This window comes from Staphylococcus sp. NWU MKU2, assembly GCF_033283605.1.
In the GTDB taxonomy this organism is placed as follows: domain Bacteria; phylum Bacillota; class Bacilli; order Staphylococcales; family Staphylococcaceae; genus Staphylococcus; species Staphylococcus haemolyticus.
In genome coordinates, this window is the sequence record NZ_JAVSMH010000004.1 from 36354 (window position 1) to 60970 (window position 24617).

A 24617-nucleotide genomic window follows, 5' to 3' on the forward strand; every position below is an offset into this window, starting at 1 on the left:
ATAAAATTATTGATTAGCTAAGATTTTTAAAGCATTTTCAGCAACTGCATGTCCTGATTGGGGATTTTGACCAGTGACAATGCGACCATCTACGACTGCAAAATTACTCCAGTCAGCCTCTTTTTTAAAATGTGCACCGTTACTAATAAATTCGTCTTCTAATAAATATGGCATGTATTCAATTGTACCATTTGCTTGTTCTTCACTATTTGTAAAACCAGTCACATCTTTATGACGAACGAGATAATCGCCATTTTCTTTAATATCGAGTAGACCAGCTGCACCATGACATACAGAAGAGAGAACGCCTTGGTTATTGTAAATACTTAGCGCAATGTCGTTTAGTTCTTTGTTATTTCTTAAATCCCAAATCGCACCATGTCCACCTGCAAAGTAAATGGCTTGATAGTCGCTAGGATTAACCTCTTTTGGAGATAATGTTTGTCCAAATTTATTCATATAATCATGATCCGTGTAGTATTCCCAGTCCTCGGCTCCCATCATTTCAGGGCTAAGACTGATAGGATCAAGAGGCACATACCCACCGTTCGGACTTACAAAATCAACATCATAACCTGCGTCATAGAAATCTTTCGCAAAGTGCGTAACCTCTGAGAACCACGCACCTGTAGGTCTTTCTAAATTATCGTATTTCGCAATGTTTGTTACAACAATTAAAGCCTTTTTCATTGTCTTTCCTCCTCATTCATGTTTATATAGAATACAATATCAGTTAAACCTTGGTTTAAGATAAAGGATATGCTTACATGAAACAATATTACATTGAATACGTTTCAGATTATTGCAATATACCTAAAAGCAAACTGCGTTATTACGAGAAAAAGAATATCTTAAAACACATCGACAGAGATAGCAATAACAAGCGTTTATACACAGACGACGATATCGAAATGATTAAATTTATCCAGTGCTTAAGCAATTTGAATATGCCATTAAAAGAAATCCGAAAAAACACAGACATGCTTTATCAAAACCAAATAGATGTCCCAAGCGTGTTACGCGCACACCTAGAATTCTTGAATGAACAACGGAATTTGATCAGTACACATATCGACTTAATTGAACAAAAATTACAAACTGCCATGACTGAGTGACGAGGGAAAAGGGAGTGTGTGAATTAAAAGAACGATGAGAAGAGTATGGAGGAATAGTTAATGAATAAGCATAAGGAAATTTTAGATTTTAAAGATGAAGTGTGTATGTAAAGGCGATAGGTGGATAGGCAAAGCTGGAATGAGTCAGAAAATTGCGTCGGGTGGATAAGCTAGAATAGAATGAGTGGGCGATGGATGGATAGGCTAAAACAGTTATAATATACCTTATACCTAAAATTACAGAGTACTAAAACTATCTTATCTGACATCTCTTGACGAGTTCTGCTTATCGGTTGTTGATGGGGTTTTTTGTAATTGATTTTTCGTACAGCTAGATAAAACGATATATTACTACTATAAATACTTTACATCTAATATCAACTAGTAGCATAAATGCTTAATATATACAAAAAGCTCTCTCAAGTTGTGGGACTTGATAGAGTATATTATTTGTTATCTTTTTACATAAAATTACTTATTGGTACTTTTGTAATTTCAATTACTATCCCATTTCATAAAATATTCATATTCTTGAGTTTCTGCTTCAAATTTCTTAGATCGTATTTCAAATTGATGTTTTGTATAAAAACGAATGGCTCCTTCATTCTTCTCATTTACATGTAAATTAAGTACATTATAATCGCTTTTTAATCTTTCCAATAAAAACCTTCCTATACCTTTATTACGGTAATTATCTGTAATAAAAAGACCTGCAATATATTGTTCAATCCACTTTATAACGAAATTACTTAATACAAATAATTATAACAAATCAAGAACCTATGTTCTCTCTATATATTCACAATTCTTAAGATATAATTATTTAAAAATTAGAAATGAGTGATTTAATGTATAGCAATTGGGGACATGAGTTACAATCAATAATTGAAAATATGGATACAAAGGAAGTAAAAGAAGCGATGAGTCAAACAAGTAAATCTTATGAGGAATTAAATAATAATCGCAACACTCGTAACAAGGTAAAATATCCAATGATTTTAACTGACATAGTTAAATATGAATTATATCTTCTTGATGGATGCAATAATGCAAATGAAGAAAATAAGCAAAAAAAGTGGGAAGATCATGATTTATTTGTGCCAACTAAAACTAACTTTTCAGCAAATTTCAAAAAGTTTTGCCTTGCACTTGGTATTGATTCTGAAAATTTTAAAATTGGAAAATTCTATGCATTTAAATGTGATAGTAAATTTGTTATACATGATATATTGTCGAATAACTCTGATTATATCCATTTTTTAAAAAATGGCGTTAATAAAAAAGATATAGAATCTACAAATAAAATTAATGATAACTTATATTATTTTATAAAAAATGAAATTACTAATCCTATTGATTATAAAACTGCTATGACAAATTACTATTTATATTTCTTAATCGATTCAAATATCGAAGTTGGTATAAAATCTAAGGTTATAGATATAATAACAGCTCCAAATGTTAGCAGTGCTCAAAAAATAGATATAATTAATTACTATATGGATGAATTAGATGAACTCAAGGACGAAGTTAATGCAAAATTAGCTGCAACCCAATCTTATAGCTATAGTGACTATTTAGAACAAGAATGCCGTGTTCAAATTGACGTAAACCTTGCAAAGTATTTAACTAAAAAAGAAACTCAAGCATCTGCCCCTAAATCCTTAGTAACTAGATTATTAAGTCAAAGCGAGCTAGTAGATCCACCAGAGTACACCAAAGAAAATCGCAATAAACTTATCTCTGAATTAAAAAAAACTTTAAATTATCATTTAAAGAAGAACATCAACGATAAAAATAACCTTGATGATTCTGAATATTTTTATATCACGTCAAAATAGTAACCATCATTATAGAAGTGCCGATGAAAAATCGGCACTTCTTTTTGTCAATATATTTCTTCATAATTTTTGTCTGGAATTTTAAAGGTTATTTTACAGACTTACTCTTCACACTATTACCTATATAGTTATATATGTATTCGGCCGATACACAAATTAATACATTCGGAGGTAAATAATTGTGAAGTACGAAGGTGAATATTTTGTAAAGCACGCACCAAGTGTTCCATTTATGATTATTGGTGAGAATAGTAAAGGGAACTTAGTTTATCTGAAAACAGGCCCGAATCCAAAGCGTCAAAAGCGTAATTGGAAAGGAGGTAACAACTAATGCCTAACAACATCTTCGAGCAATATCCACACTGGTTAGATTCAACTGCATGGTATGAACTTATTCGAGCAAAAAACAAAAATGACGAAGATAAGATAATTCGTTTATCTAGTCCCATCATCATAGAAAACAAATTTCTCGACCCTACTACAGGAGTTGAGAAATTGACTATCACGGATGGCAAAAATATTGAACGTATTGAAACGTCAGATATTCTAACGACACAAAAGTTACCTAGACTGGTTATATTTGGGTTCAGCATCAATGAAAAGTACATTAAATCGCTAGGTAATGCACTACAATTAATGCGTCAATCACTACCCATTTCTACATTGTATACAGGTGTAGGTGTCTTAAGTACTGATGAAGGTACTGTCATTTCATTAGATGAACCATATCTTTCAAAAGACATCGAGCAGTCTCAGGCTGATGAAATTATTTGTGAAACAAAGTATGACTTACAACCTAAAGGTACATTTGAAGGTTGGTGGCAAATGTATCTTGATGAAGTAAAAGGAAACTTGTTACTGGAGCTTGCTGTGATATTTGGTGTTTCTTCATTAGTGACTGCGTTTTTAAAAACAAAGCATGAAGTCGAATATTTCGGCACGATATTTTCATTTATGGGGAACTCTAGTACGGGTAAATCGACTGCAGCGGCATTAGCAGTTTCAATAGCAGGTAATCCATCTAAAGGTGACCAAACATTATTCAGAGGTTGGAACGGCACCCGTAATGCAATTGAAGGATACTTAAGTAACAACTTTGGTGTTCCTATTGCCTTAGATGAATTATCAGCAGCTACCTTTAAAGATACAAATGGTTTACTTTATTCCCTAGCAGAGGGGCAAGGTCGTCTACGTGCTAATCGAGAAGGAAATGTAAAAAATCCTCACCACTTTGGATCTAGTGTGATTAGTACAGCAGAACACACAATATTCAAAGATGCTAGTGCAAATGACGGTCTGAGAGCAAGATGCATAGAAATTTCTGATGTCTTTACAACAAGTGCTGACAATGCAGACGCCATTAAAAAAGGAACATCCAAAAACTATGGACACGTAATGCCGTTAGTAGCTGAATATCTTCTAAATCGTGAATCTAAAGTAGTCAAGTGGTTTCATAGAGAACACGATTGGTTCAAAACGCAGCTTAACAATGAAACAAACAATGTAGGCATACGTATGTTTAAGCGCTACGCCACTATTACGACATCAGCAAGAATATTGGCACGTGTAATTGCGACACCCATAGATTTGGATGCAGTAAGAGAGTACCTAATTAATTATCACGCTGATTCCGTAAGTGAAAGGTCCCTGGGGGATAAGGCCATCGATGTAATTGTGCAGTTCGTTATGAGAAATCGTGGGAAATTTGCTGAAAATGGAAAACTCTCAACAATGTTTGAAAATTATGGCCTTATTGAGCTGAAAGACGACCACATTCAAGTCAAAATGCTTAAAGATGTTTTTAAACACATGTTAGAAGAAAACCAATACCAAGATGTACAAAATGTCGTCAATGCGCTACGAGATAAAGGACATATTCAATCCGACCGAGGTCGTCAGACAACAAAGCGAAGTGTAAAAAATGCCCAAGGAAAATCCAAGACGATAGTATTCTATGTTCTTCAATTAAGTACTGAGCTTGCCCCTATTTTCGGCTTAAGCTCTAATACTGAAACTTTAATACCACCGCAATTTGATGGTAATACAAATCCAGATTTGCTTAATAACTTTATGAAACAAGCGAAAGAAAAAGAAGCAAATGATGATTTAGACCTATAAATTTGAATATTATACCGCTACAACGCGCTATGCGTTGTAGCTCATTAAATTAATCGGAGGCATAAAAATGAAAATAAACGTCAACTTATTAAATTACACAATTGATTCAGTAGAAGTCGATGATCATCAAAAACCTATTGTCGTTAATTATATCGACAGATACTACCATGTGCAACAATATGTATTAACTGAAACGGAACAGAAGCTACTAAAATTTTATCACTTGTCCCCTGAATTCATAAATGAAAAAGAGATAACAGAACATTTTGTCCCAAGTACACGGATAGAACGAATAACAATGCAACATGTTATCAATTCAATATAATTTGATATTTGGAGGTTGAACCATATGGACGAATTAATCACATTACTCGCTGATTTAGTGATTGAAGAAATTAATCATGCTGATGACTAATAATAACGCCCAACACCTGATTGGTGTTGGGGTTATGTGTAAATTCATTCATAAATATATATTATCAATTTGGAAGGAGGAAACAGAATGAAACAAGCCATTGGTTACTTACACAGAGCACTACAAAGCAACAATCCTTAGCAGCACAAAAACAAACCATCAAAGCATTAGCCGAAAAGCATAATATTCAACACATTACCTTTTATAGCGATAAACAATCAGGTAGAACTGAAAATCGAACAGGCTACCAACAAATTACTGAACTGATTCAACAGGGACAATGTGACGTATTATGTTGCTACAGACTGAATCGACTTCATCGTAATCTAAAAAATGCATTAAAACTCATGAAATTGTGTCAAAAATACCATGTTCATATCTTAAGCGTTCATGATGGCTACTTCGACATGAATAAATCATTCGATCGGCTCAAACTCAATATTTTCATCAGCTTGGCCGAACTAGAATCTGATAATATCAGTGAACAGGTCAAAAATGGACTACGCGAAAAAGCACGCCAAGGTAAAATCATTACAACTCACGCCCCTTTTGGCTATCACTATCACGATGGGACATTTACTATAAATAAGGATGAAGCACCTACTGTAAAAGCCATATTCGACGACTACGTGGAAGGTTACGGATACAAGAAAATTTCTCAACGCTTAGAAAAATCCAATCACCTCATCAACCGAAAACCTTTCCAAGTGCGTTGTATTATCCTAAATCCTAATTACTGTGGCCGAGTGCTAAATCAATATGGCCAATACGATAATATGTTCCCCCCTATTGTTTCAGTCAGCTTGTATGAATACGCTCAAAAAGTCAGAAACCAAAGACAAGTTAATCGTAGATCTTCAGACAACCAACTCAAACAAAAAATCAAATGCCCTTGTTGTGGTTCAACGCTCACCAATCTGACCATTAGGAAAAAGAAGCACGCATTGCGTTATTATGTTTGTCCAAGAAATATGAATGCTTCACGTTTTGTCTGTGATTTCAAGGGCATCAATGCACAAATGCTAGAAACAAGGGTCTTAACAACTTGTAAGGACTTTTTTCAAAATCAACAGCTCTATTCAAAAATTAATCAAACAATCCAACAACAACTAAAAAACCAAAGAACTTTGGAAACGAAACATATACTCACCCAAGAACAACTAATAGAAAAGCTCGCTCAAGGGACGATTACTGCAGATACATTCAGAGAAAAATCTCTACTGTTACACCAACAATCAAAAACCAATTCATCCATTAGCTCGACTCAAATTCAAAGGGCTTTTCAAAATGTCATTCAACAATGTTTCACGTTAAACATGTTATACCCCTATATTGATGAAATTCATATTACAGAAAACAAAACGCTTACAGGAATCTATTTCAAAAATGAACCCTTAAACATCGTCAATCAAGATATGCAATCATCGATTGCTTAATCAGAAAGGATGAAAAATCATGCAACAACTCAAACAAAAACGTGTCGGTATCTATGTTCGTGTATCAACGGAGATGCAAAGTACAGAAGGTTATAGTATTGATGGCCAAATCAATCAGATTAGAGAATACTGTCAATTTCATCATTTTGAAGTCACAGATATTTACGCTGATCGTGGTATCTCAGGAAAATCTATGAACCGCCCTGAGCTCCAACGTATGTTGAAGGATGCGAATGAAGGCCATATCGATTGTGTGATGGTGTATAAAACAAATCGACTTGCACGTAACACCTCTGATTTATTAAAAATAGTCGAAGACTTACATCGCCAAAATGTCGAATTTTTCAGCCTATCTGAGCGGATGGAAGTCAATACGAGTAGTGGAAAATTAATGCTTCAAATCCTTGCGAGTTTTTCTGAATTCGAGCGTAATAACATTGTTGAGAACGTCTTCATGGGCCAAACCCGACGTGCCCAAGAAGGCTATTATCAAGGCAATTTGCCGTTAGGTTATGAAAAAATACCCGATAGTAAACATGAACTGATGATTAATCAACATGAAGCCAATATTGTGAAATATATATTTGAAGCTTACGCTAAAGGTCATGGTTACCGTAAAATTGCTAATGCGTTGAATCATAAAGGTTATGTCACTAAAAAAGGCAAACCCTTTAGTGTGAGTTCTATAACCTATATCCTGTCTAACCCCTTCTAAATTGGACAAATTCAGTTTGCGAAATACAAAGACTGGAATGAAAAGCGTCGTAAGGGGCTAAACGATAAACCTGTCATCGCTCAAGGAAAGCATTCTCCTATTATAAGCCAAGATTTGTGGGACAAAGTCCAAATGCGTAAGAAACAAATCAAAGAAAAGCCGCAAGTACATGGTAAAGGGACTAACCTACTCACGGGTATTATACGTTGTCCCCAGTGTGGCGCAGCCATGGCCGCTAGCAATACAACGAATACACTCAAAGATGGCACTAAGAAACGTATCCGTTACTATTCCTGTAGCAACTTTCGCAATAAAGGATCAAAGGTATGTTCAGCCAATAGTGTTAGAGCTGATGTTATCGAAAAGTATGTTATGGATCAAATACTCGAAATAGTCAAAAGTGATAAAGTTATCAAACAAGTTGTCGAACGTGTCAATCAAGAGAATAGAGTCGATGTAGCTGCGCTCAATCATGATATTGCTTATAAACAACAACAATTTGATGAAATTAACACTAAACTTAAAAATCTAGTTCAAACCATCGAAGACAATCCAGACTTAACATCTGCACTCAAACCAACCATTCATCAATATGAAACACAACTCAATGACATTACAAACCAAATGAATCAACTAAAGCAGCAACAAAATCAAGAGAAACCATCTTATGATACGAAACAAATCGCTGCCCTATTACAACAAATATTTCAAAACGTAGAATCAATGGATAAAGCACAACTCAAAGCATTATACCTTACGGTCATTGATCGTATCGATATTCGTAAAGACGGTAATCATAAAAAACAATTCTACGTTACACTCAAACTCAATAATGAAATTATTAAACAACTTTTCAATGATACCCCGCTCGACGAAGTGCTCCTCAGCACTTCGTCTTTATTTTTGCCTCAAACGCTCTTTCTTCAAATCTAATACAAATGTACTGTCCTTTCGTCATTCAATAACACCTATCTAACAAATATGTTCAACACGCTAACTACTCATGACTCAATGTGAAGCTTATATTGATATGACGAAAGAACATCCCAAAATAAAATACAAGCGGGATAGTAACGGGATTGGATAACTACATGTATAAGAAGGATTACGAAAGCGTAATCCCAAATCCCATTATTATTTATAAATAAATAATATAAAAAGAAAAAAGTAAATCGTAACCACACCTACAAATCCAAATGATATATAAATATATCGCTATATTTCTCGTAAAACGAGCGGGATAACGGGATTTCCTTGTCATACCAACAATTGTCATGACTTTCGATTGGGATATTTTCTATATTTCGGTGGGATTTCTAAGCGAAACAAATGGTATTTTAAACTTATATTATCAATAAGATGTATCACATGCACACATCCATCAAATACATTAGGAGGTCATAATAATGACACTAGAACAACAACTCAAGCACTATATAACCAACTTATTCAACCTGCCAAAGGACGAAGTGTGGCACTGCGAATCTATCGAGGAAATCGCTGATGATATCTTACCCAATCAATATGTAAGACTTGGCCCACTCAGTAATAAAATACTTCAGACTAATACCTACTACTCTGACACACTTCACGAAAGTAATATCTATCCTTTCATTCTCTACTATCAGAAACAACTCATAGCCATCGGTTATATCGACGAAAATCACGATATGGATTTCTTATACCTACACAACACTATCAAGCCTCGTTTGGATCAACGATACTTACTAACAGGAGGAGAATAATATGCATAAATACATCAAAATTACACAATTAGTCATTACAATACTAAGTGAAATCATCATTTGGATGAAAGAGTCAGAACGAAAGGAAGTCTCTTATGAATAGATATATCACCCGGGGTATCGCCAACAACTTACCTAATATCTTACAACACCAATTATGGCAACTCGTATCTGAGCGAGAACAAGAACAAACCAAAGATAATACTTCAGTAGATTATTTTCATATATTCCAGTTCAATAAACATCGCAATCAATTATATATCAAACACAAACAAGAACGACCAGCGTATGTGAAAACTCAAAAGGCAAATATCAATCAACCTATCAATATCAATAAGGTCTACATTATCCGTGAAGATGATGTAGGCCTTTCTTATTATGTCATGTTATTACCAAATGAATATTAAGGAGATAAAATCAATGGAAAATATCACAAATACACTTGTCACTACTGCAATATTTGACGAAAAGAGAACTCACCGCTACTTACTAACAAAGACATGGGACAGTGAAAAACAAACACTTACAATCATCACGATGTATCCGCACTATGATGGCATTATCAATATTGACCTAACAACCCAACTCATTATGAACAAAATTTCAGAAATGGATGCATTTGGGTCCATCTATTTTGTGAATCTATACTCTAATATTACAACACCTATCAATCTCAAACATTTAGAAGAAAATGCTTATGATAATCATACAAATATTCAAATTATGAAAACAGTGAAAGAATCAGATGAAGTGATATTAGCATGGGGTGCTTACGCTAAAAAGCCCGTTGTTGAAGCACGTGTTAATGAAGTATTAGAAATGTTAAAACCTCATAAAAAGAAAGTCAAAAAGCTCATAAATCCAGCAACAAATGAAATCATGCATCCACTCAATCCTAAAGCACGTCAAAAATGGACATTAAAATAAAAGGAGGATTATCTATGAACCATGAAACTAGACAATCAGATTGGCGAACAATTGCTAGTTGCTTAAAATCGCAAGATTACGTTTCAATAGTAAAAGGGTTAGTATATCATTTCACAGTAATTGAAGATGAAGAAATACTTGATAAAATCTATGAAGATTTTATGAATGATGACTCTATAACAACGGTACTTAACAATGATTTACAGATGATTATTAACCAATACCTATCAAAATGAATATCATACTACTTACAATAAAACTAGAGCATCCTTCACTTTTACGGTGAGGGATGCTCTTATTACTATTTTTTTCTATTTTCAATTAACATAATAGGTCGTTATCAGAATTACACAAACATCTTCTGTAAGAATCCTTGTTTGCGTTGTTTTAAAAATTCGACTTTTGAAGACTGTTTTTCAATTAATTTATCAAAACTATTCAAGAATCCTCCTATTTTCAGTTGCTCTACATATTTGAGCATTAATAGTTCAATTGAATTCATATTTTTTCTAGTAATTTGTGGCTGGCCTGAACCACTTATCACATTATTATAATTGATAATACGCAAATATTGGTATAAAAAATAAAACTCAGTTTCCTTTTTGTCTAATATATTAACTACCATAGCATTACTAGTGATCCATGATTTAGTCTCACTTACATTTAAACCTGATGATGAGGAAGAAGCGTTAAATCCATTAATTTTCAATGTTAAAGTAAGCGACTTTGACACTGTCGCATCTGCAACAACAACGTATCGTCCTGATGATGTGAAAAAAGTAGTTACTTTGAACACTGGTGCAGATGATTTAGAAGTTGAAAATATACATGGGTTTGTTTATGAAAGTGATCGCGGAATCGACAAACCTGTAGAAGGCGGTCAAGGCACTAGAATCATCAAAGGTAAAACTAAGTTTGCGAATGCAGTCGTAAACGTCACTTCAAGTCTCGGTGAAGGTAATGAATTCCCAGACTTACAAGTGAATGATAGAGGAGAATTTTCATTCAATGCATCTGAAGCAGGTTATCGCTTAAATAATGGAGAAAAACTTCATTTTACAGTTGTAAACCCATTGAATGGGAACATTTTAAGTAAATTAGTCACTAAAGAAGTTCAAGTCGCTGAGTCTGAAGAACAAAAGAAAGAAAGATTGTTCGATGAGTTACTTGAAGTGACACCCGCTTATTATCAGCTAGTAGGCGATGAAATCAGAGGCTATGACACCTTGGGCAATGTCCTCACATATTTCAATGCTTATGATAAAAAAGAACTAGCGCACAATATTTACAAAGGTCACTAAAGGCAACAACAGATGGCAGAATGATGGACCAATGAAAAAATGTATTTCACTACACTCCTTTATTTATAAATAAAAAACAGCGCGAGGGTTATTTCAGTTTCTCCCTTCTGAAATAACCCTCCGCTGTCTATATTTAATGGTTAAAGTTATAAAATTGAATAGCGTTACCTCTCAGTACACCTTCAACCGCTTCCATATCTAATCCGCTCTCTTTAATGTACTGTACCCCACGTGTATATTTTTCATCTTGGAAATATGGGAAATCAGAGCCCATCATAAATTTGTCTTCTCCGAACGTTTCAATCGCATTCACTAACGAAGACCCTTGGAAGTTCGCGGTATCGAACCAAAATTGACGATTTAAAAGTTCATATGGATCGGCATTAAACGCATGCCAATCTTCATAATTGTCTTTAATACGGGTCATGAAAAATGGAAGCGCACCTCCTAGATGAGAAATGTGAAATTGAATGTTTGGATATTTTTGAGGAATTTCATTTTTTATTAAATGTAATGTGATAAATGTGGATTCTAACGGTGCACCAATGACCCACTCTAGACCGTAGTCATTGATTAATGAACTTTACGCACCACAACCGGTCGGATGAATGTACAATGTTGCGTGTAGCGCATTCATGGCTTTGAAAAAGTCTTCAAATTGATGGTCAGCAATGGACACTTTATCTTTCACAAGCGTTGGAATCGCAATCCCTACAAAAGCTTCTTTATTCAATAGGGCTTTTGCTTCTTCAATCGCTTGATCCACGTAAGGAAGTGAGACTGCCCCGTAGGCTAAAAAGCGGTCAGGATGTTTTTCCACTAATGCTTCGTATAATGTATTAATCTCATTGGCGCTTTGATGCGCTTCTTCTTTTGTACCCCATTGTGGCGATTGCGGGGTTGCTGAAAGAATTTGTAAATCGACCCCGGCATCATCCATCATTTTAAATCGTTTGTTTAAGTCATCGTCACTTTCAGATTGATGTATCCCTTTGGCCACCTCTGTCCCTTGACTTCCTAACGCTCCTAGCTTTTCTAAATAAGCTTTACTCCATAAGTGCGCATGTGTATCAATCGCTTTAACTTCACTCATTACAACAACCTCCCACTATTTATTACATCTCATATATTAGTAGTATCACTCGTCGTTATTTTCAAACGTTGTTTCACAGTTATTTCGTTGATGGAACCTCGTTTTTTACAAAAAAGGCAAGTCCAACACCGATGAGTGCCACGAGCGCCACGATGTAATAGGTCATATTCAATCCAAACACCACACTTGCTGTTCCGCTTCGAGACGTTCCTTGCGCGAGGCTGGTCATCGCTGTCACAAGCAATCCTGTACCTATAGCCGCAGAAATTTGGCGCATCGTATTATTCATCGCTGTACCATGTGCAATATATTTCATCGGTAACGCATTGAGAGCTGCCGTCGTCATCGGTGTCATAATCATGGCGTTTCCTAGCATCATGACAGAAAAACTAAAGATGATGTAGAGTATCGGCGTTGACACATGAATTTGAGCCAACAATAAAGCGCCAATCAAAATAATACTCATCCCTAAAATACTCAAACTGCGACCGCCCATTTTATCAAAAACTTTTCCCATTACAGGAGAAAGCAAGCCCATGACAAGTCCCCCTGGTAAAAGAATTAAACCTGATAATAATGGCGACCAGTGAAGCGTATTTTGCATAAATATCGGTAAAATCGTCATACTGCCGATAAATAACATAAACATTAAAATAATCAACATCATAGAAATGGTGAAATTACGATATTTGAACACTCTAAATTCTAATAAAGGTGTTTCAAGACGCAGTTGTCGTAGCACAAATAATATTAAAATCACGATAGAAAGGATGAGCGTCACATAGACGACGGGGTGTGTCCATCCAAGTTGACCTGCCACACTAAATCCATATAACAATCCCCCAAATCCAAGCGTCGTTTCGATCACCGAGATGACATCGAAGTTCGGATGCGTTAGTTGTGTCATATTTTGAAGTGTGACATAACCGAAAATAAAATCAGCGACTGCGATAAGCAACACAATTAAGAATAAGTAACGCCAGTCGAAAAAGTTAACAAACCACCCTGACGCTGTCGGCCCTATCGCTGGGGCAAAACCGATGACCAACCCAAACATGCCCATCGCTAACCCACGTTTTTCTGGGGGGAAAATAATGAAAAGAAGCGTTTGTGTGAGTGGCATCAACATGCCTGCGCCTAACGCTTGAACCGCTCTACCGACTAATAATATTGAAAAGTTTGGCCCAATAAAACATAAAAAAGAACCGACTACTACAAACCCGGTTGCTGTAAAAAATAATTGTCGTAACGTAAAACGTTCTATTAAAAAGGCCGTGACAGGAATCATAATCCCATTCACTAACATAAAAATAGTCGTAAGCCATTGGACGGTATTACTTGAAATTTGAAAATCGTGCATTATTTCAGGCAAAATGGTCGCAAGCAACGTTTGATTGAGCACCCCAATAAACGCGCCAATCATCATGACGGCAACGACACGTTGACTGCCCTTTTTATCCATCACTGTCTGTTGTATACCTGATTCCACTTTGAATAACCTCTTTTCTATAAACGGAATCAACTCTCTTTTATTTTATTCGGAATCAATTCCGCTTGTCAACCAACTGAATTCCATAAAAAACACCCACTGTCCTCCGGGTTTTCCACCGAGTGACAGCGGGTGGTCTTTAGCATATTGGTGGTGCACTTATTTTCTTGTGAACTTTATTCAATGTAACTCAACGGCAAACCGCTTTCCAATGACTGTGGCACATCAATGACCCGTTGATTCAAAGAACCTTTGTAGGCTAAATTCGGCTGATACAAGGGCTGAATAAAAGGACCATCTACTAGTACATCAATCAGAGATAACAATTGATAGCGGAGACCTGTATCACGCGCCAAATATTCAAATAAAAATCCTGTCCAGACCCACAACGTTTTGCGAGGACCAAATCGTTTACGAAAGGCTTATGCCAATTTTAATGTGATATCAACATTACAAAAAGGTTCCCCACCTAAAATGCTTAACCCCGCAATATAGTCAGGTTCACATGCCTTTAAGATTTCAGAAAGGACCTCATCCGTGAACGGCTCCCCCAATGACCGGTCTTTGAACTGAATTTCCTAAATAGCCACACGTCCGCTTCACCACATCAATCGTTTTCGGATCATGATTCCCGCAATGTGGACACATATAGCCTTGCGCCGTCGTTTCAAAATCCCCTTCAAATCCACATTCATAACAGCGGTCTATCGGGAGATTTGTCCCTAAGTAGCCGACTTTGTCATAAGCATAATCCCATACCGCTTCAAGCGCCTTTAAATTATGATTTAATTTAGGATACTCACAATAATGAATAAATCCACCACTCGCGTAATGCGCATAGTCTTTTTCAAAATCAATCTTTTCAAAAGGCGTCACATCTTTACGGACGTCATAATGAAACGAATTAGTATAATACCCTTTATCTGTAATGTTTGGAATAGCTCCAAATTTTTCATAATCTAAACGGCAAAAACGATCCGTCAATGATTCACTCGGTGTACTATAAATGCTAAACCAAATCTCCGTTTCTTCTGTCCATTGCTCTTGATAATCTTTCATTTCTTTTAATATCTCTAATGTGAACGCTTTGGCTTCATCATTCGTTTCCCAGGTAGGTCCATAAAATACAGTGGCAACTTCATATAAACCAATGTATCCCATAGACACTGTCGCCCGTTGGTGTTTAAACAGTTTAGCAACGGCCTCCTCAGCTTGAAGTTTATATTTAAATGCGCCGCTTTTATATAAAATCGGGGCGTTTTGAGGCGTCGCTTGAAGCACACGTTCTATTCGATACAGGAGCGCTTCATGTAGAATGTCCATACGTTCATGGAACAATTGCCAAAACGCGTGTTTGTCCCCGTGAGATTCAATCGCGATTCGAGGCAGATTGAGCGTGACCACACCTAAATTACAACGTCCATTGTTTTCAAAATGCCCCTCTACATCACGCCAAGCCGGCAAGAAAGAACGACATCCCATCGGCGCTTTAAAATCCCCTAAAATGTCTACGAGTGCATCATAATTTAGAATATCTGGATACATGCGTTTCGTCGAACATTCGAGTGCCAATTGCTTAATATCATAATTCGGATCATCTTTACTAAAATTAACGCCTTTTTTAATCGAAAAGACCAATTTTGGAAAAATGGCAGTCATCCGATTTTTACCGAGCCCTTTAATCCGTGTTTTTAAAATCGCCGTTTGAATTTTTCGGCTCAATGCATCAGTTCCGAGTCCGAAACCAAGAGTGACAAATGGCGTTTGTCCATTTGAAGTGTATAATGTGTTAATTTCATATTCTAAACTTTCAATCGCATCATGGATATCTTGAGTCACTTGTTGATCGATATAGGCTTCTTGCGCCTCAGCTTTCACAAATTGTTCAGCGACTTCACAGTGATGCGCCTCATTATGACGGGCATATGTACTCAGCAATTCGTCAACACGGTCTACTGTACATCCCCCGTATTGACTGCTAGATACGTTCGCAATAATTTGAACAAGTTGCGCCGTCGCCGTTTGAATCGATTTAGGGGAAGTCACATTCGCATTTCCAATTTCAAATCCATGGGAAAGCATGGACTCCGCATCAACGAGATAACAATTCGTCAACGGTTGAAACGGATGATAATCTAAATCGTGAAAGTGAATGTCACCATTTATATGCGCTTCTGCCACGCGTTGAGGTAATAAATGTTCTAACGCATAGGACTTTGAAACCACCCCTGCGGTTAAATCTCGCATTGTTGAAAACGTGTTGCTATCTTATTTGCATTCTCATTCACTACCGTTGGATCTTTTGTGATGAGACCTTGTAAGGCAACCTCAAGTTGTTTCATTTCACCACTCCATTCTATATATAGTATCTATCGTTAATTTAAAATACTATATATAGTAGTTCAAACAAAAATAGAAGTGTTAACATAACTGTCATAGCATTGTTGAGAAATTTTGAACTTTGAAGCGTAAACAATTCTAAAATGAATGAGATTATAAAAATTTCAAAAATCAACTCCACCGTTGGAGATATGAAAAAACAACGAACAAAGCCTCACACAATGTTCGTTGTTCAATAGGAGAAAATTACTTATCAATTATTGATTTTTCACGTCAATCGTTGCTTTAATATACTTTTCTGGGTTCTGTTGCAAAGTTAGAAAGATAAGTATCTAACCTTATGTTTAAAATAATACTTCGTATTAACTAGCTAGCATGATGCTAATTACACGGCATGGCGAAAACCCGTAGATCTGAAGAGATCTGCGGTTCTTTTTATATAGTCCATAAATACATTCAATGCCTTTGATCGTATTCTTTGCCGTATTGATACTTTGATAACTTATTTTCTTTGATTTGATATGACGATGATCTTGTTCAATGAGATTATTTAAATATTTAGAGGTACAATGACAGTTGGGGGTAAGTTTAAAATCTTTAATCACTTTGGACATCGCCACCTTCGTTGAAGGTGCTTGGTCTGTAATTATCATTTGAGGTTTGCCAAATTGTTGAATAAGACGTTTAATAAACGTATATGCTGAGTGATTATCTCGTTTCTTACGTAACGAAATATCTAGTGTATGGCCATCTGCATCAATAGCGCGATATAAATAATGCCATTGCCCTTTAATTTTGATATACGTCTCGTCTATATGCCATTTATAATAGGCTTGCTTATTCTTTTTCTTCCAAATTTGATACAAAATAGGAGCATATTACTGTACCCATCGATAAATTGTTGAATGATGAACATAGATGCCTCGTTCTCTCAATATTTCAGATATATTTCGATAACTTAATGCATATCTTAGATAGTAGCCAACGGCTACAGTAATGACATCTTTGTCAAATTGTTTATATCTGAAATAATTCATCCTCTGCACCTCATTTTTGTTTACTATTTATTATACTATATTTCTAACTTTGCAACAGAACCTAACATATTCATAAATATTCCAACAAATCCTAGAAAAATGAATTTAACAGTACCATGAGTATGTGGAACGACGCACTGTTGTATCAAAAAAAGTACTATAAATGTGATGACACATTTTATAAATATACTTCTTTTATTTATACTTAATAGCAATAATAGAGAAAATAAAGTTAAACTTATCCTTAAAATACTTTGTGAACTTCCACTAGAAATTAGTATCGTACTAATTGTGATGGTTAATAATATCTTTGTTCTAGGATCTAATTTTGCAAATACGTTTCTATCATCATTCAAAGAATTGGCAACTAGCTTCACACTAGCCCCGCCTTTTTGAAATGTTTGCTAAACATTTTTTACCTAACCATGCTCCTACGAGACCACCTAATATCGTTAGAATAAACATAACCGGCAAAGTCCATAGCGGTGTAATAGATTCTAAAACGTTAACATAATCTTGGCCATAAGACTGTCCTACTTCTTTGAAATACTGATCTCTAGCGATAAACATTCTTAATACAAATCCCATTATCCATAAAGAGAAACCAGCATATCCCCATGCAATATACTTCCAATTTTTATAGTTTCCAGCTTTCATTATGAGGTCTCCAAGTAAACCGCCGATAATTCCAGCAGGCAACATAATCAAACCACTACCCATAACTGTGAAAGCAAGTCCTAAGATAGTACCCGTTAGTGTTATCATGCCAAATTTTTCTATTTTCATTACGTATAAAATAAATGGAATACCGCACACAATTGGACAAATAAAGCCTAAAAAAGGTATTAAAAATGGAATGTAACCAATCATAAATGTTACAAAAGAGACTACTAAATAAATCGCTGTAAAAATACCGACATTAATTAAATCTTTAACTGATAATTTTTTCATACTCTATATCTCCTTTGAAAATTCTATTTCATATTACAAAGCGAAATAATTCCGTTTTAATATGTAAAATCTATTACCCTTTATGATGCTTAACGCTAAATAAACCTTATATTATGAAAATAGTTATTACTTCTCATATAGATTACACCTATCGCCAATGTTAATTTTCAAAAATAATAAAATATTACATCATTATAACAAACTATATGATAATGATTATCAATATCATATATATTGAAATAAGAAACTACGTTTACTAAGCAACGTTTTTAAATATACTTATATACTCATTTATTCATTGAAATGTCTCTTAAGAAGGATTATAATATTTAAATCGTAATGATTACGTTTTAAATACAGAACTTATAGAAAGGCAGTGTTAAGATGACTAACCATCATCGCGTTATTATTATTGGAGCTGGAGCGGCTGGTATTGGGATGGCAGTGACATTTAAGGATTTTAACATGAAAGACGTACTCGTCATCGAAAGTGGTACAATCGGTCAATCATTTAAACAATGGCCTAAATCTACTAAGACCATAACACCTTCCTTTACAACTAATGGTTTTGGGATGCCAGATATCAATGCGATTGCTAAGGAAACGTCTCCCGCGTTCACCTTCAATGAAGAACATGTATCTGGAGACACTTATGCAGAGTATTTATGTATTGTCGCTCAACACTACGATATCGAAGTTGCTACACAAACTAAGGTTTCAGACGTCGCCTACGTAGACGGTAAATATAAATTAACGACAAATAAAGGCGTCTATTCAGCCGATTATATCTATGTAGCTACCGGCGATTATGCATTTCCTAACCAACCTTTCGCCTATGGTCAGCATTATAGTGAGGTTGATGATTTTAACAATCTAAACGGTAATGACTTCGTTATTATCGGAGGCAATGAAAGTGCATTTGATGCAGCTATAAATCTCGGTAGTCGTGGTGCTTCTGTGTCAATTTACACAACATCTACAGGCTTTGATCATGATGATGCAGACCCTAGTGTTCGATTATCACCTTATACACATCAACGTCTACGTGAAGCCGTACGTCAAGGCGCTCATATAGAATTGAATGTAGGTTATAAGGCAACAGAAATTAATCTTCACGATGGTGTATATCAAGTTCAATTTGAAAATGGTCATACTGCAACTTCATCATGCGAACCTATCATTGCGACAGGTTTTGACGTCACACGTAATCCTTTAATCCAACAATTATTTACCGTTAAAGACAATGATGTACGATTAACCGAATTAGACGAGTCCACACGTTACCCTAACGTCTTCTTAATTGGAGCAACCGTACGTCATGAAGAAGCGGTACTATGCTATATTTACAAATTCAGAGTACGTTTTGCAGTATTAGCTAACATTTTAATGAGCCGGGAAGACTTACCCGTTGATGCATCGCTCATCGACACTTACAAGAAGAACAATATGTACCTAGACGATTACAGTTGCTGCGAAGTGGATTGCTCATGTTAGATGTGGCTTTTAATTTAAGAGATGGTAGTTATACTCCAATTCCTGATGAGCCACATACGTTATCTCTTGAAAATTATTCAAAATTAACAACACGACAACAACAATTACTCCGAAGCTATATCGTAAAACATCAACTAGAAGTTTCTTTAAACGAAAGTGTACCATCTTCACCACACCATAGCTCACAAATAATCGAACGACTAGAAGATTTCGTGAAGGAGAGTAAAGACTATCAACCTAAGAGCTACGAGACATTACTAGGATGGTTTATTATTCTAATGATGTTTGCCTTTCCCGTCTATCTGGCCTATCACTTTTCAGATTGGTTACAAACCAATTATGTTTCAGAGTGGATTACCATACTTTCTCAATATCCCGTCTTCCAAATTGAGTGGCTAAACAACATCTTATTTGGTGATTATGGTGTCTTATCTCTAGGAACATACTCACTCGTCTGGGCATTACCAGTCGTTATTATGATTAGCTTATCGACGGCCACAATCAATCAAAGTGGCTTAAAACATATGTCATGTGGTCTATTGAACCCACGATGACACGTATTGGTTTGAATGGATCTGACATCGTTCCATTGCTAGAAGGATTTGGCTGTAACGCCGCAGCAATTACGCAAGCCGGTCATCAATGTAGCGTATGTACTAAAACTCAATGTATGAGTTTAATTAGCTTCGGGTCATCATGTAGCTATCAAATTGGCGCTACACTATCCGTGTTTAGCATTGCACACCAAACATGGTTATTTATACCTTATTTAGCTATGGTCTTTATCGGCGGTGTTTTACATAATAAACTGTGGATGAAGCAAGGGAGTTTAATGCCTACGCAAGTCGTCTATCAATCAACGGGGCTACACTGGCCCAAACTAAAAGCATTAGGCGCTCAAATGTGGGGCAATGTTCAAATGTTTGTAGTTCAAGCGTTACCTATTTTTATCGCTATTTGTCTAGTTGTCAGTATTTTATCTTTAACACCTATATTACATATCATTTCGTATGTTTTTACGCCGATGTTAGCTTTATTAGATATTCCAACACAACTATCGCCAGGGGTTTTATTTTCAATGATTAGAAAAGACGGCATGTTGTTATTTAACATGCATGACGGTCAATTGATTCAACAACTCTCTGCTTGGAAATTATTATTACTTGTATTCTTTAGTTCAACCTTTACGGCCTGTTCAGTAACTATCACGATGTTGATTCGCCAACTAGGCTGGCGGGAAGGTCTAAGAATCACTGTAAAACAAATGATTACATCCGTTTGTTGTGTCGGTTTACTAGGTGTCGTTACTATAGCCGTTAACTTGATGATTAGATAAGGAGGTTAACTATGCAAATTGTTATTATTGGAGGCTTTTTAAGCGGTGGAAAAACAACTACATTAAATCACTTAATTACCGACGCACTTGATAATAACTTGAAACCTGCCGTATTAATGAATGAATTTGGAAAAATGAGCGTCGATGGCCAGTTGATTAAACAAGACGTACCCATGGAAGAAATAGTAGATGGTTGTATCTGTTGTGCAATGAAAGCCGACGTCTCTGAACAATTACATCAACTGTATTTAGATTATCAACCTGATATCGTCTTTATTGAATGTAGTGGCGTAGCCGAACCATTAGCTGTTGTCGATGCATGCTTAACACCTGTCTTAGCACCTATTATTCAAATTAGAAGCATTGTAGGCATTGTTGATGCGACGATATATGAGCGATTTGATGCCTACCCTGAAGATATTCAGAAATTATTTCTAGAACAACTTCGTCATTGTTCGACACTTAATAAAATAGATTTGGTGGCCGTAGATAGTACGGCGGAACTTTTAAGAAAGCTTGAATCGATGAATAGCAATGCCAATATCCTGGTAGGTAGTTACGGTTCACTCTCTTTAAAATCATTGTTAGAAGTTATAAATGTTGGAGGTCACAAGAGTAAAATATTACATGGTGACATTGGGCATTGCTATATAGAACGTCCTCAGATGAAATCTAAATCTGAGTTTATTGATGAATTAAGTGCCTTACCTAACGACGTCTATCGCGTTAAAGGTTTTATACGTTTCATAGATGAACAACATATCTATCTCGTCCAATACGCTCAAGGAGAAATCGAACTCTCCCCCATCCAATTAACAGCAGACGTGCCTTTATATCTAGTAATTATTGGTAAAAACTTAGACAACATCGATATCCCATTGTAGTTTCATATTATAACTTAGTATTGTAAGGAGAAGACTCCTAAAAGAATCGGTGGAGCACCAAACCTAGAGCCGCATTAATATGAAAAAGCACTTTCTATTTTGAAATTTCAATAGAAAGTGCTTTTTATTTGCTAGAAAAGGTTATATTTTAGACTGCCTTCCCACTACTTTTATCTTTATCTGTTCCAATATCTGAAGCGTTCGAATGCATCTACAATCGCATCTGGTTTATCCGAAACAATCACACCTGGTGCATCAAATTGAATCTTACTATGATTTAATAATTTAGACGCTACTTCAGATACTACAACTGGTTTTTTATGTTTATAACTTAATTCAGCAAAATCAATCGCTTCTTCTAATAATTCATTGCCATCTGATAAGATAACCACACTATCAAAGATAGTTGAACTTGCTGTACTGTATGTTTCAGTAATACCCACTTCTTCAGTTAAATCTTTCGCATGCTGTCCTACGAAAGCGAAGTTCAGACGATTGTTTGAGAAGACTTCGGCATAGTCTTTCAATGTTTTTGCATCGATGTCACCATTAATTAATACGGCTACAGAGTGACCTAATAATGGGATATCGAATTTTTCTAATGTTAATTGGCTATCACTAGCGTCAGATTGTACTTCTTCATTATTTTCAGGAACATCAACACCAACGTTTTGGGCAACATATTCGGCTAATTGACGATCGACTTTGTTTAATTGATTGACGGCGTTTTGTTTTACCATCACTGATTTACATTTACCAATTTCAAATGAGAACCCATCAGCCATATGTTGTTGTTCCGCTTCAGTTAAGCTATTTTTATAAAGCTTAGCTTGAGAATAATAGTCTTTGAAACTTTCACTACGTTGACGTACTTTATGACCTTCAACTTTTTCTTGATAATGTTCATAGCCACCTTCTTCTTTAGGTGTGGTATGAGGTTCATTATTATTCAGACCATTTTTATGATAAGACGTTTGACCTTGGTGGATACTCATTTGATGCATCGCGTCACGTTGGTTATTGTGTACACCACTAACTGGTCTATTAATTGGAATTTGGTTAAAGTTTGGTCCACCCAATCTTGAAATTTGTGTATCTGTATATGAGAATAAACGACCTTGTAATAATGGGTCATTTGTAAAATCAATACCAGGTACGACATGTCCTGTATGGAAGGCTACTTGTTCAGTTTCCGCAAAGACATTATCCACGTTACGGTTTAACGTCATTTTACCTACACGTTTGACTGGAATTTGGTCTTCTGGCCAAATTTTCGTAGGATCTAAAATATCGAAATCAAAGTCAAATTCTTGATCAGGCGTAATCATTTGGAAACCTAATTCCCATTCAGGATAATCGCCTTTTTCAATTGATTCGTATAAATCTTTTCTATGGAAGTCGACATCTTTACCATGTAAGATTTGGGCTTCGTCCCATACTAAACTTTCTAAACCATGCAATGGCTTCCAGTGGAATTTAACAAAGTAAGATTGACCTTCTTTATTTACCAATCTAAATGTATGCACACCGAAACCTTCCATTTGACGATAGTTCTTTGGAATACCTCTATCGCTCATAGCCCAGAATACTGCGTGGGTAGATTCAGGATTTTGCACAAAGAAGTCCCAAAATGTGTCATGTGCTGAACCACCTTGGGGCATTTCATTATGAGGTTCTGGTTTTAATGCATGCACGAAGTCAGGGAATTTAATCGCATCTTGAATAAAGAATACTGGAGCATTATTACCCACTAAATCGAAATTACCTTCATCAGTGTAGAATTTAGTTGCGAAACCACGGATATCTCTTACTGTATCAGGAGATCCTTTTGATCCTTGTACTGTAGAGAAACGAACGAATACTGGCGTTGTCTTTTCAGGGTGAGTTAAAAAGTCTGCTTGTGTATACTCGCTCATATCTTCATATACTTTAAATTCACCATGTGCACCAAATCCACGCGCATGTACGACACGCTCAGGAATACGCTCATGGTCGAAGTGCATCATTTTTTCACGAAAATGGAAATCCTCTAGAAGTGTTGGACCTCTATCGCCCGCTGTAAGAGAATTCTCGTCTTCACTTACTTTCACACCATGGTTAGTTGTGATTGCTTGATTATCATTATTTTTCTTTTGTTCTTCTAATTGTTCAAGCTTTTTATTATTTGATTCTGTCATCTTTATCTCCCCCGATAAAATTATATTTTCCTGTGTCATCATTAAGTTTTTGCGTATGCCCTACGATTACTATCAAACATTTATACTATTCCCTTTACTCATTTTTTTAATCACACTTTAAACTTTATAATTTTAATATATTTTTTATTCGTATTTTTTGTTTTGTAAATTAATTTTCCTGAAAAGTGGATTACATATAGGTT

At 35.6% G+C, this 24617-nt stretch carries 17 protein-coding genes and 8 pseudogenes; 15 read left to right on the forward strand and 10 right to left on the reverse strand.

Annotation, left to right across the window (positions count from 1 at the left end):
• Positions 1-6 precede the first annotated feature (6 nt).
• Positions 7-690 carry a type 1 glutamine amidotransferase domain-containing protein gene (locus tag SBL15_RS07645; RefSeq protein WP_107611667.1) on the reverse strand — a complete coding sequence of 228 codons (684 nt, stop codon included), beginning with the start codon at positions 688-690 and terminating at the stop codon, positions 7-9.
• 77 nt (positions 691-767) lie between these two features.
• On the opposite strand from SBL15_RS07645, the gene SBL15_RS07650 reads away from it, so the two are divergent.
• Positions 768-1115, forward strand: coding sequence for a MerR family transcriptional regulator (locus SBL15_RS07650; RefSeq protein ID WP_075100229.1), 348 nt, complete (start codon positions 768-770; stop codon positions 1113-1115).
• A 495-nt stretch (positions 1116-1610) separates the two neighbouring features.
• On the opposite strand, the gene SBL15_RS07655 is transcribed toward SBL15_RS07650, so the two are convergent.
• A complete protein-coding gene (locus tag SBL15_RS07655) occupies positions 1611-1853 on the reverse strand; it encodes a GNAT family N-acetyltransferase (RefSeq protein ID WP_313770493.1) in 243 nt (80 codons plus the stop codon).
• 110 nt (positions 1854-1963) lie between these two features.
• On the opposite strand from SBL15_RS07655, the gene SBL15_RS07660 reads away from it, so the two are divergent.
• The 10 genes and pseudogenes from SBL15_RS07660 (at position 1964) to SBL15_RS07705 (ending at position 10548) form a co-directional block, all read left to right on the forward strand.
• Positions 1964-2956, forward strand: a complete 993-nt coding sequence (locus tag SBL15_RS07660) for a hypothetical protein (protein WP_241959375.1) — start codon at positions 1964-1966, stop codon at positions 2954-2956.
• A gap of 181 nt (positions 2957-3137) precedes the next feature.
• The gene (locus SBL15_RS07665; RefSeq protein WP_182703541.1) at positions 3138-3287 is read left to right on the forward strand and encodes a hypothetical protein; all 150 of its coding nucleotides are present in this window, start codon (positions 3138-3140) and stop codon (positions 3285-3287) included.
• Complete coding sequence (gene cch1, locus SBL15_RS07670) at positions 3287-5074, forward strand: cassette chromosome replicative helicase (protein ID WP_317955655.1); 1788 nt, start codon at positions 3287-3289, stop codon at positions 5072-5074. Before SBL15_RS07665 ends, cch1 begins: the two co-directional genes overlap by 1 nt.
• 67 nt (positions 5075-5141) lie before the next feature.
• Positions 5142-5399, forward strand: coding sequence for a hypothetical protein (locus SBL15_RS07675; RefSeq protein WP_107611664.1), 258 nt, complete (start codon positions 5142-5144; stop codon positions 5397-5399).
• Positions 5400-5576: 177 nt separating this feature from the next.
• Positions 5577-6925: pseudogene (gene ccrA, locus SBL15_RS07680) on the forward strand (cassette chromosome recombinase CcrA).
• Positions 6926-6944: 19 nt separating this feature from the next.
• A pseudogene (ccrB, locus tag SBL15_RS07685) lies at positions 6945-8573 on the forward strand (cassette chromosome recombinase CcrB).
• A gap of 473 nt (positions 8574-9046) precedes the next feature.
• Positions 9047-9385: an SAUGI family uracil-DNA glycosylase inhibitor gene (locus SBL15_RS07690; protein WP_107611662.1), complete on the forward strand. Its 339-nt coding sequence runs from the start codon at positions 9047-9049 to the stop codon at positions 9383-9385.
• Between the two features lie 95 nt (positions 9386-9480).
• Entirely contained in the window at positions 9481-9792 is a 312-nt protein-coding gene (locus SBL15_RS07695; protein WP_107519034.1) for a DUF960 family protein, read from the forward strand.
• 13 nt (positions 9793-9805) lie between these two features.
• Entirely contained in the window at positions 9806-10312 is a 507-nt protein-coding gene (locus tag SBL15_RS07700; RefSeq protein WP_107611661.1) for a DUF1643 domain-containing protein, read from the forward strand.
• 14 nt (positions 10313-10326) lie between these two features.
• Positions 10327-10548 (forward strand): hypothetical protein, encoded by a 222-nt coding sequence (locus SBL15_RS07705; protein ID WP_107525800.1) that lies wholly within the window; start codon positions 10327-10329, stop codon positions 10546-10548.
• Between the two features lie 230 nt (positions 10549-10778).
• On the opposite strand, the pseudogene SBL15_RS07710 reads toward SBL15_RS07705, so the two are convergent.
• A pseudogene (locus SBL15_RS07710) lies at positions 10779-10937 on the reverse strand (hypothetical protein); the annotation flags it as partial.
• Between SBL15_RS07710 and SBL15_RS07715 the strand changes: the two are divergent.
• Entirely contained in the window at positions 10915-11613 is a 699-nt protein-coding gene (locus tag SBL15_RS07715; protein ID WP_107636088.1) for a hypothetical protein, read from the forward strand. The pseudogene SBL15_RS07710 and the gene SBL15_RS07715 overlap by 23 nt on opposite strands.
• A 133-nt stretch (positions 11614-11746) precedes the next feature.
• On the opposite strand, the pseudogene SBL15_RS07720 reads toward SBL15_RS07715, so the two are convergent.
• From SBL15_RS07720 to SBL15_RS07745, 6 genes and pseudogenes are all read right to left on the reverse strand, one after another.
• A pseudogene (locus tag SBL15_RS07720) lies at positions 11747-12706 on the reverse strand (amidohydrolase family protein).
• 79 nt (positions 12707-12785) lie between these two features.
• On the reverse strand, positions 12786-14168 hold the full coding sequence (locus SBL15_RS07725; RefSeq protein ID WP_182703536.1) for an MDR family MFS transporter: 1383 nt from the start codon (positions 14166-14168) through the stop codon (positions 12786-12788).
• Between the two features lie 203 nt (positions 14169-14371).
• Positions 14372-14746, reverse strand: a pseudogene (locus SBL15_RS07730) (4Fe-4S single cluster domain-containing protein); the annotation flags it as partial.
• Positions 14727-16537: pseudogene (gene nrdD, locus SBL15_RS07735) on the reverse strand (anaerobic ribonucleoside-triphosphate reductase). The pseudogenes SBL15_RS07730 and nrdD, both read right to left, overlap by 20 nt.
• Positions 16538-16897: 360 nt before the next feature.
• Positions 16898-17572, reverse strand: a pseudogene (locus tag SBL15_RS07740) (IS6 family transposase).
• A gap of 378 nt (positions 17573-17950) precedes the next feature.
• A complete protein-coding gene (locus tag SBL15_RS07745) occupies positions 17951-18523 on the reverse strand; it encodes an MptD family putative ECF transporter S component (protein ID WP_317955657.1) in 573 nt (190 codons plus the stop codon).
• Positions 18524-18907: 384 nt separating this feature from the next.
• Between SBL15_RS07745 and SBL15_RS07750 the strand changes: the two genes are divergently transcribed.
• The 3 genes and pseudogenes from SBL15_RS07750 to SBL15_RS07760 all read left to right on the forward strand — a co-directional run bounded on the left by SBL15_RS07750 (position 18908) and on the right by SBL15_RS07760 (position 22237).
• Positions 18908-20017 carry an NAD(P)/FAD-dependent oxidoreductase gene (locus SBL15_RS07750; protein WP_053016932.1) on the forward strand — a complete coding sequence of 370 codons (1110 nt, stop codon included), beginning with the start codon at positions 18908-18910 and terminating at the stop codon, positions 20015-20017.
• Positions 20011-21353, forward strand: a pseudogene (locus tag SBL15_RS07755) (nucleoside recognition domain-containing protein). The gene SBL15_RS07750 and the pseudogene SBL15_RS07755 overlap by 7 nt, the downstream one beginning before the upstream one ends.
• A gap of 11 nt (positions 21354-21364) precedes the next feature.
• Entirely contained in the window at positions 21365-22237 is an 873-nt protein-coding gene (locus tag SBL15_RS07760; RefSeq protein WP_107611659.1) for a CobW family GTP-binding protein, read from the forward strand.
• A gap of 176 nt (positions 22238-22413) precedes the next feature.
• On the opposite strand, the gene SBL15_RS07765 is transcribed toward SBL15_RS07760, so the two are convergent.
• Positions 22414-24414, reverse strand: a complete 2001-nt coding sequence (locus tag SBL15_RS07765) for a catalase (protein WP_053016929.1) — start codon at positions 24412-24414, stop codon at positions 22414-22416.
• Positions 24415-24617 lie beyond the last annotated feature (203 nt).

Excerpts from the sequence above, each read along its gene's own strand:
- SBL15_RS07645 (WP_107611667.1), bottom strand. The coding sequence starts at position 690 with ATGAAAAAGGCTTTAATTGTTGTAACAAACATTGCGAAATACGATAAT.
- SBL15_RS07650 (WP_075100229.1), top strand. The coding sequence starts at position 768 with ATGAAACAATATTACATTGAATACGTTTCAGATTATTGCAATATACCT.
- SBL15_RS07660 (WP_241959375.1), top strand. The coding sequence starts at position 1,964 with ATGTATAGCAATTGGGGACATGAGTTACAATCAATAATTGAAAATATG.
- cch1 (WP_317955655.1), top strand. The coding sequence starts at position 3,287 with ATGCCTAACAACATCTTCGAGCAATATCCACACTGGTTAGATTCAACT.
- SBL15_RS07675 (WP_107611664.1), top strand. The coding sequence starts at position 5,142 with ATGAAAATAAACGTCAACTTATTAAATTACACAATTGATTCAGTAGAA.
- SBL15_RS07690 (WP_107611662.1), top strand. The coding sequence starts at position 9,047 with ATGACACTAGAACAACAACTCAAGCACTATATAACCAACTTATTCAAC.
- SBL15_RS07695 (WP_107519034.1), top strand. The coding sequence starts at position 9,481 with ATGAATAGATATATCACCCGGGGTATCGCCAACAACTTACCTAATATC.
- SBL15_RS07700 (WP_107611661.1), top strand. The coding sequence starts at position 9,806 with ATGGAAAATATCACAAATACACTTGTCACTACTGCAATATTTGACGAA.
- SBL15_RS07705 (WP_107525800.1), top strand. The coding sequence starts at position 10,327 with ATGAACCATGAAACTAGACAATCAGATTGGCGAACAATTGCTAGTTGC.
- SBL15_RS07725 (WP_182703536.1), bottom strand. The coding sequence starts at position 14,168 with ATGGATAAAAAGGGCAGTCAACGTGTCGTTGCCGTCATGATGATTGGC.
- SBL15_RS07745 (WP_317955657.1), bottom strand. The coding sequence starts at position 18,523 with ATGAAAAAATTATCAGTTAAAGATTTAATTAATGTCGGTATTTTTACA.
- SBL15_RS07750 (WP_053016932.1), top strand. The coding sequence starts at position 18,908 with ATGACTAACCATCATCGCGTTATTATTATTGGAGCTGGAGCGGCTGGT.
- SBL15_RS07760 (WP_107611659.1), top strand. The coding sequence starts at position 21,365 with ATGCAAATTGTTATTATTGGAGGCTTTTTAAGCGGTGGAAAAACAACT.
- SBL15_RS07765 (WP_053016929.1), bottom strand. The coding sequence starts at position 24,414 with ATGACAGAATCAAATAATAAAAAGCTTGAACAATTAGAAGAACAAAAG.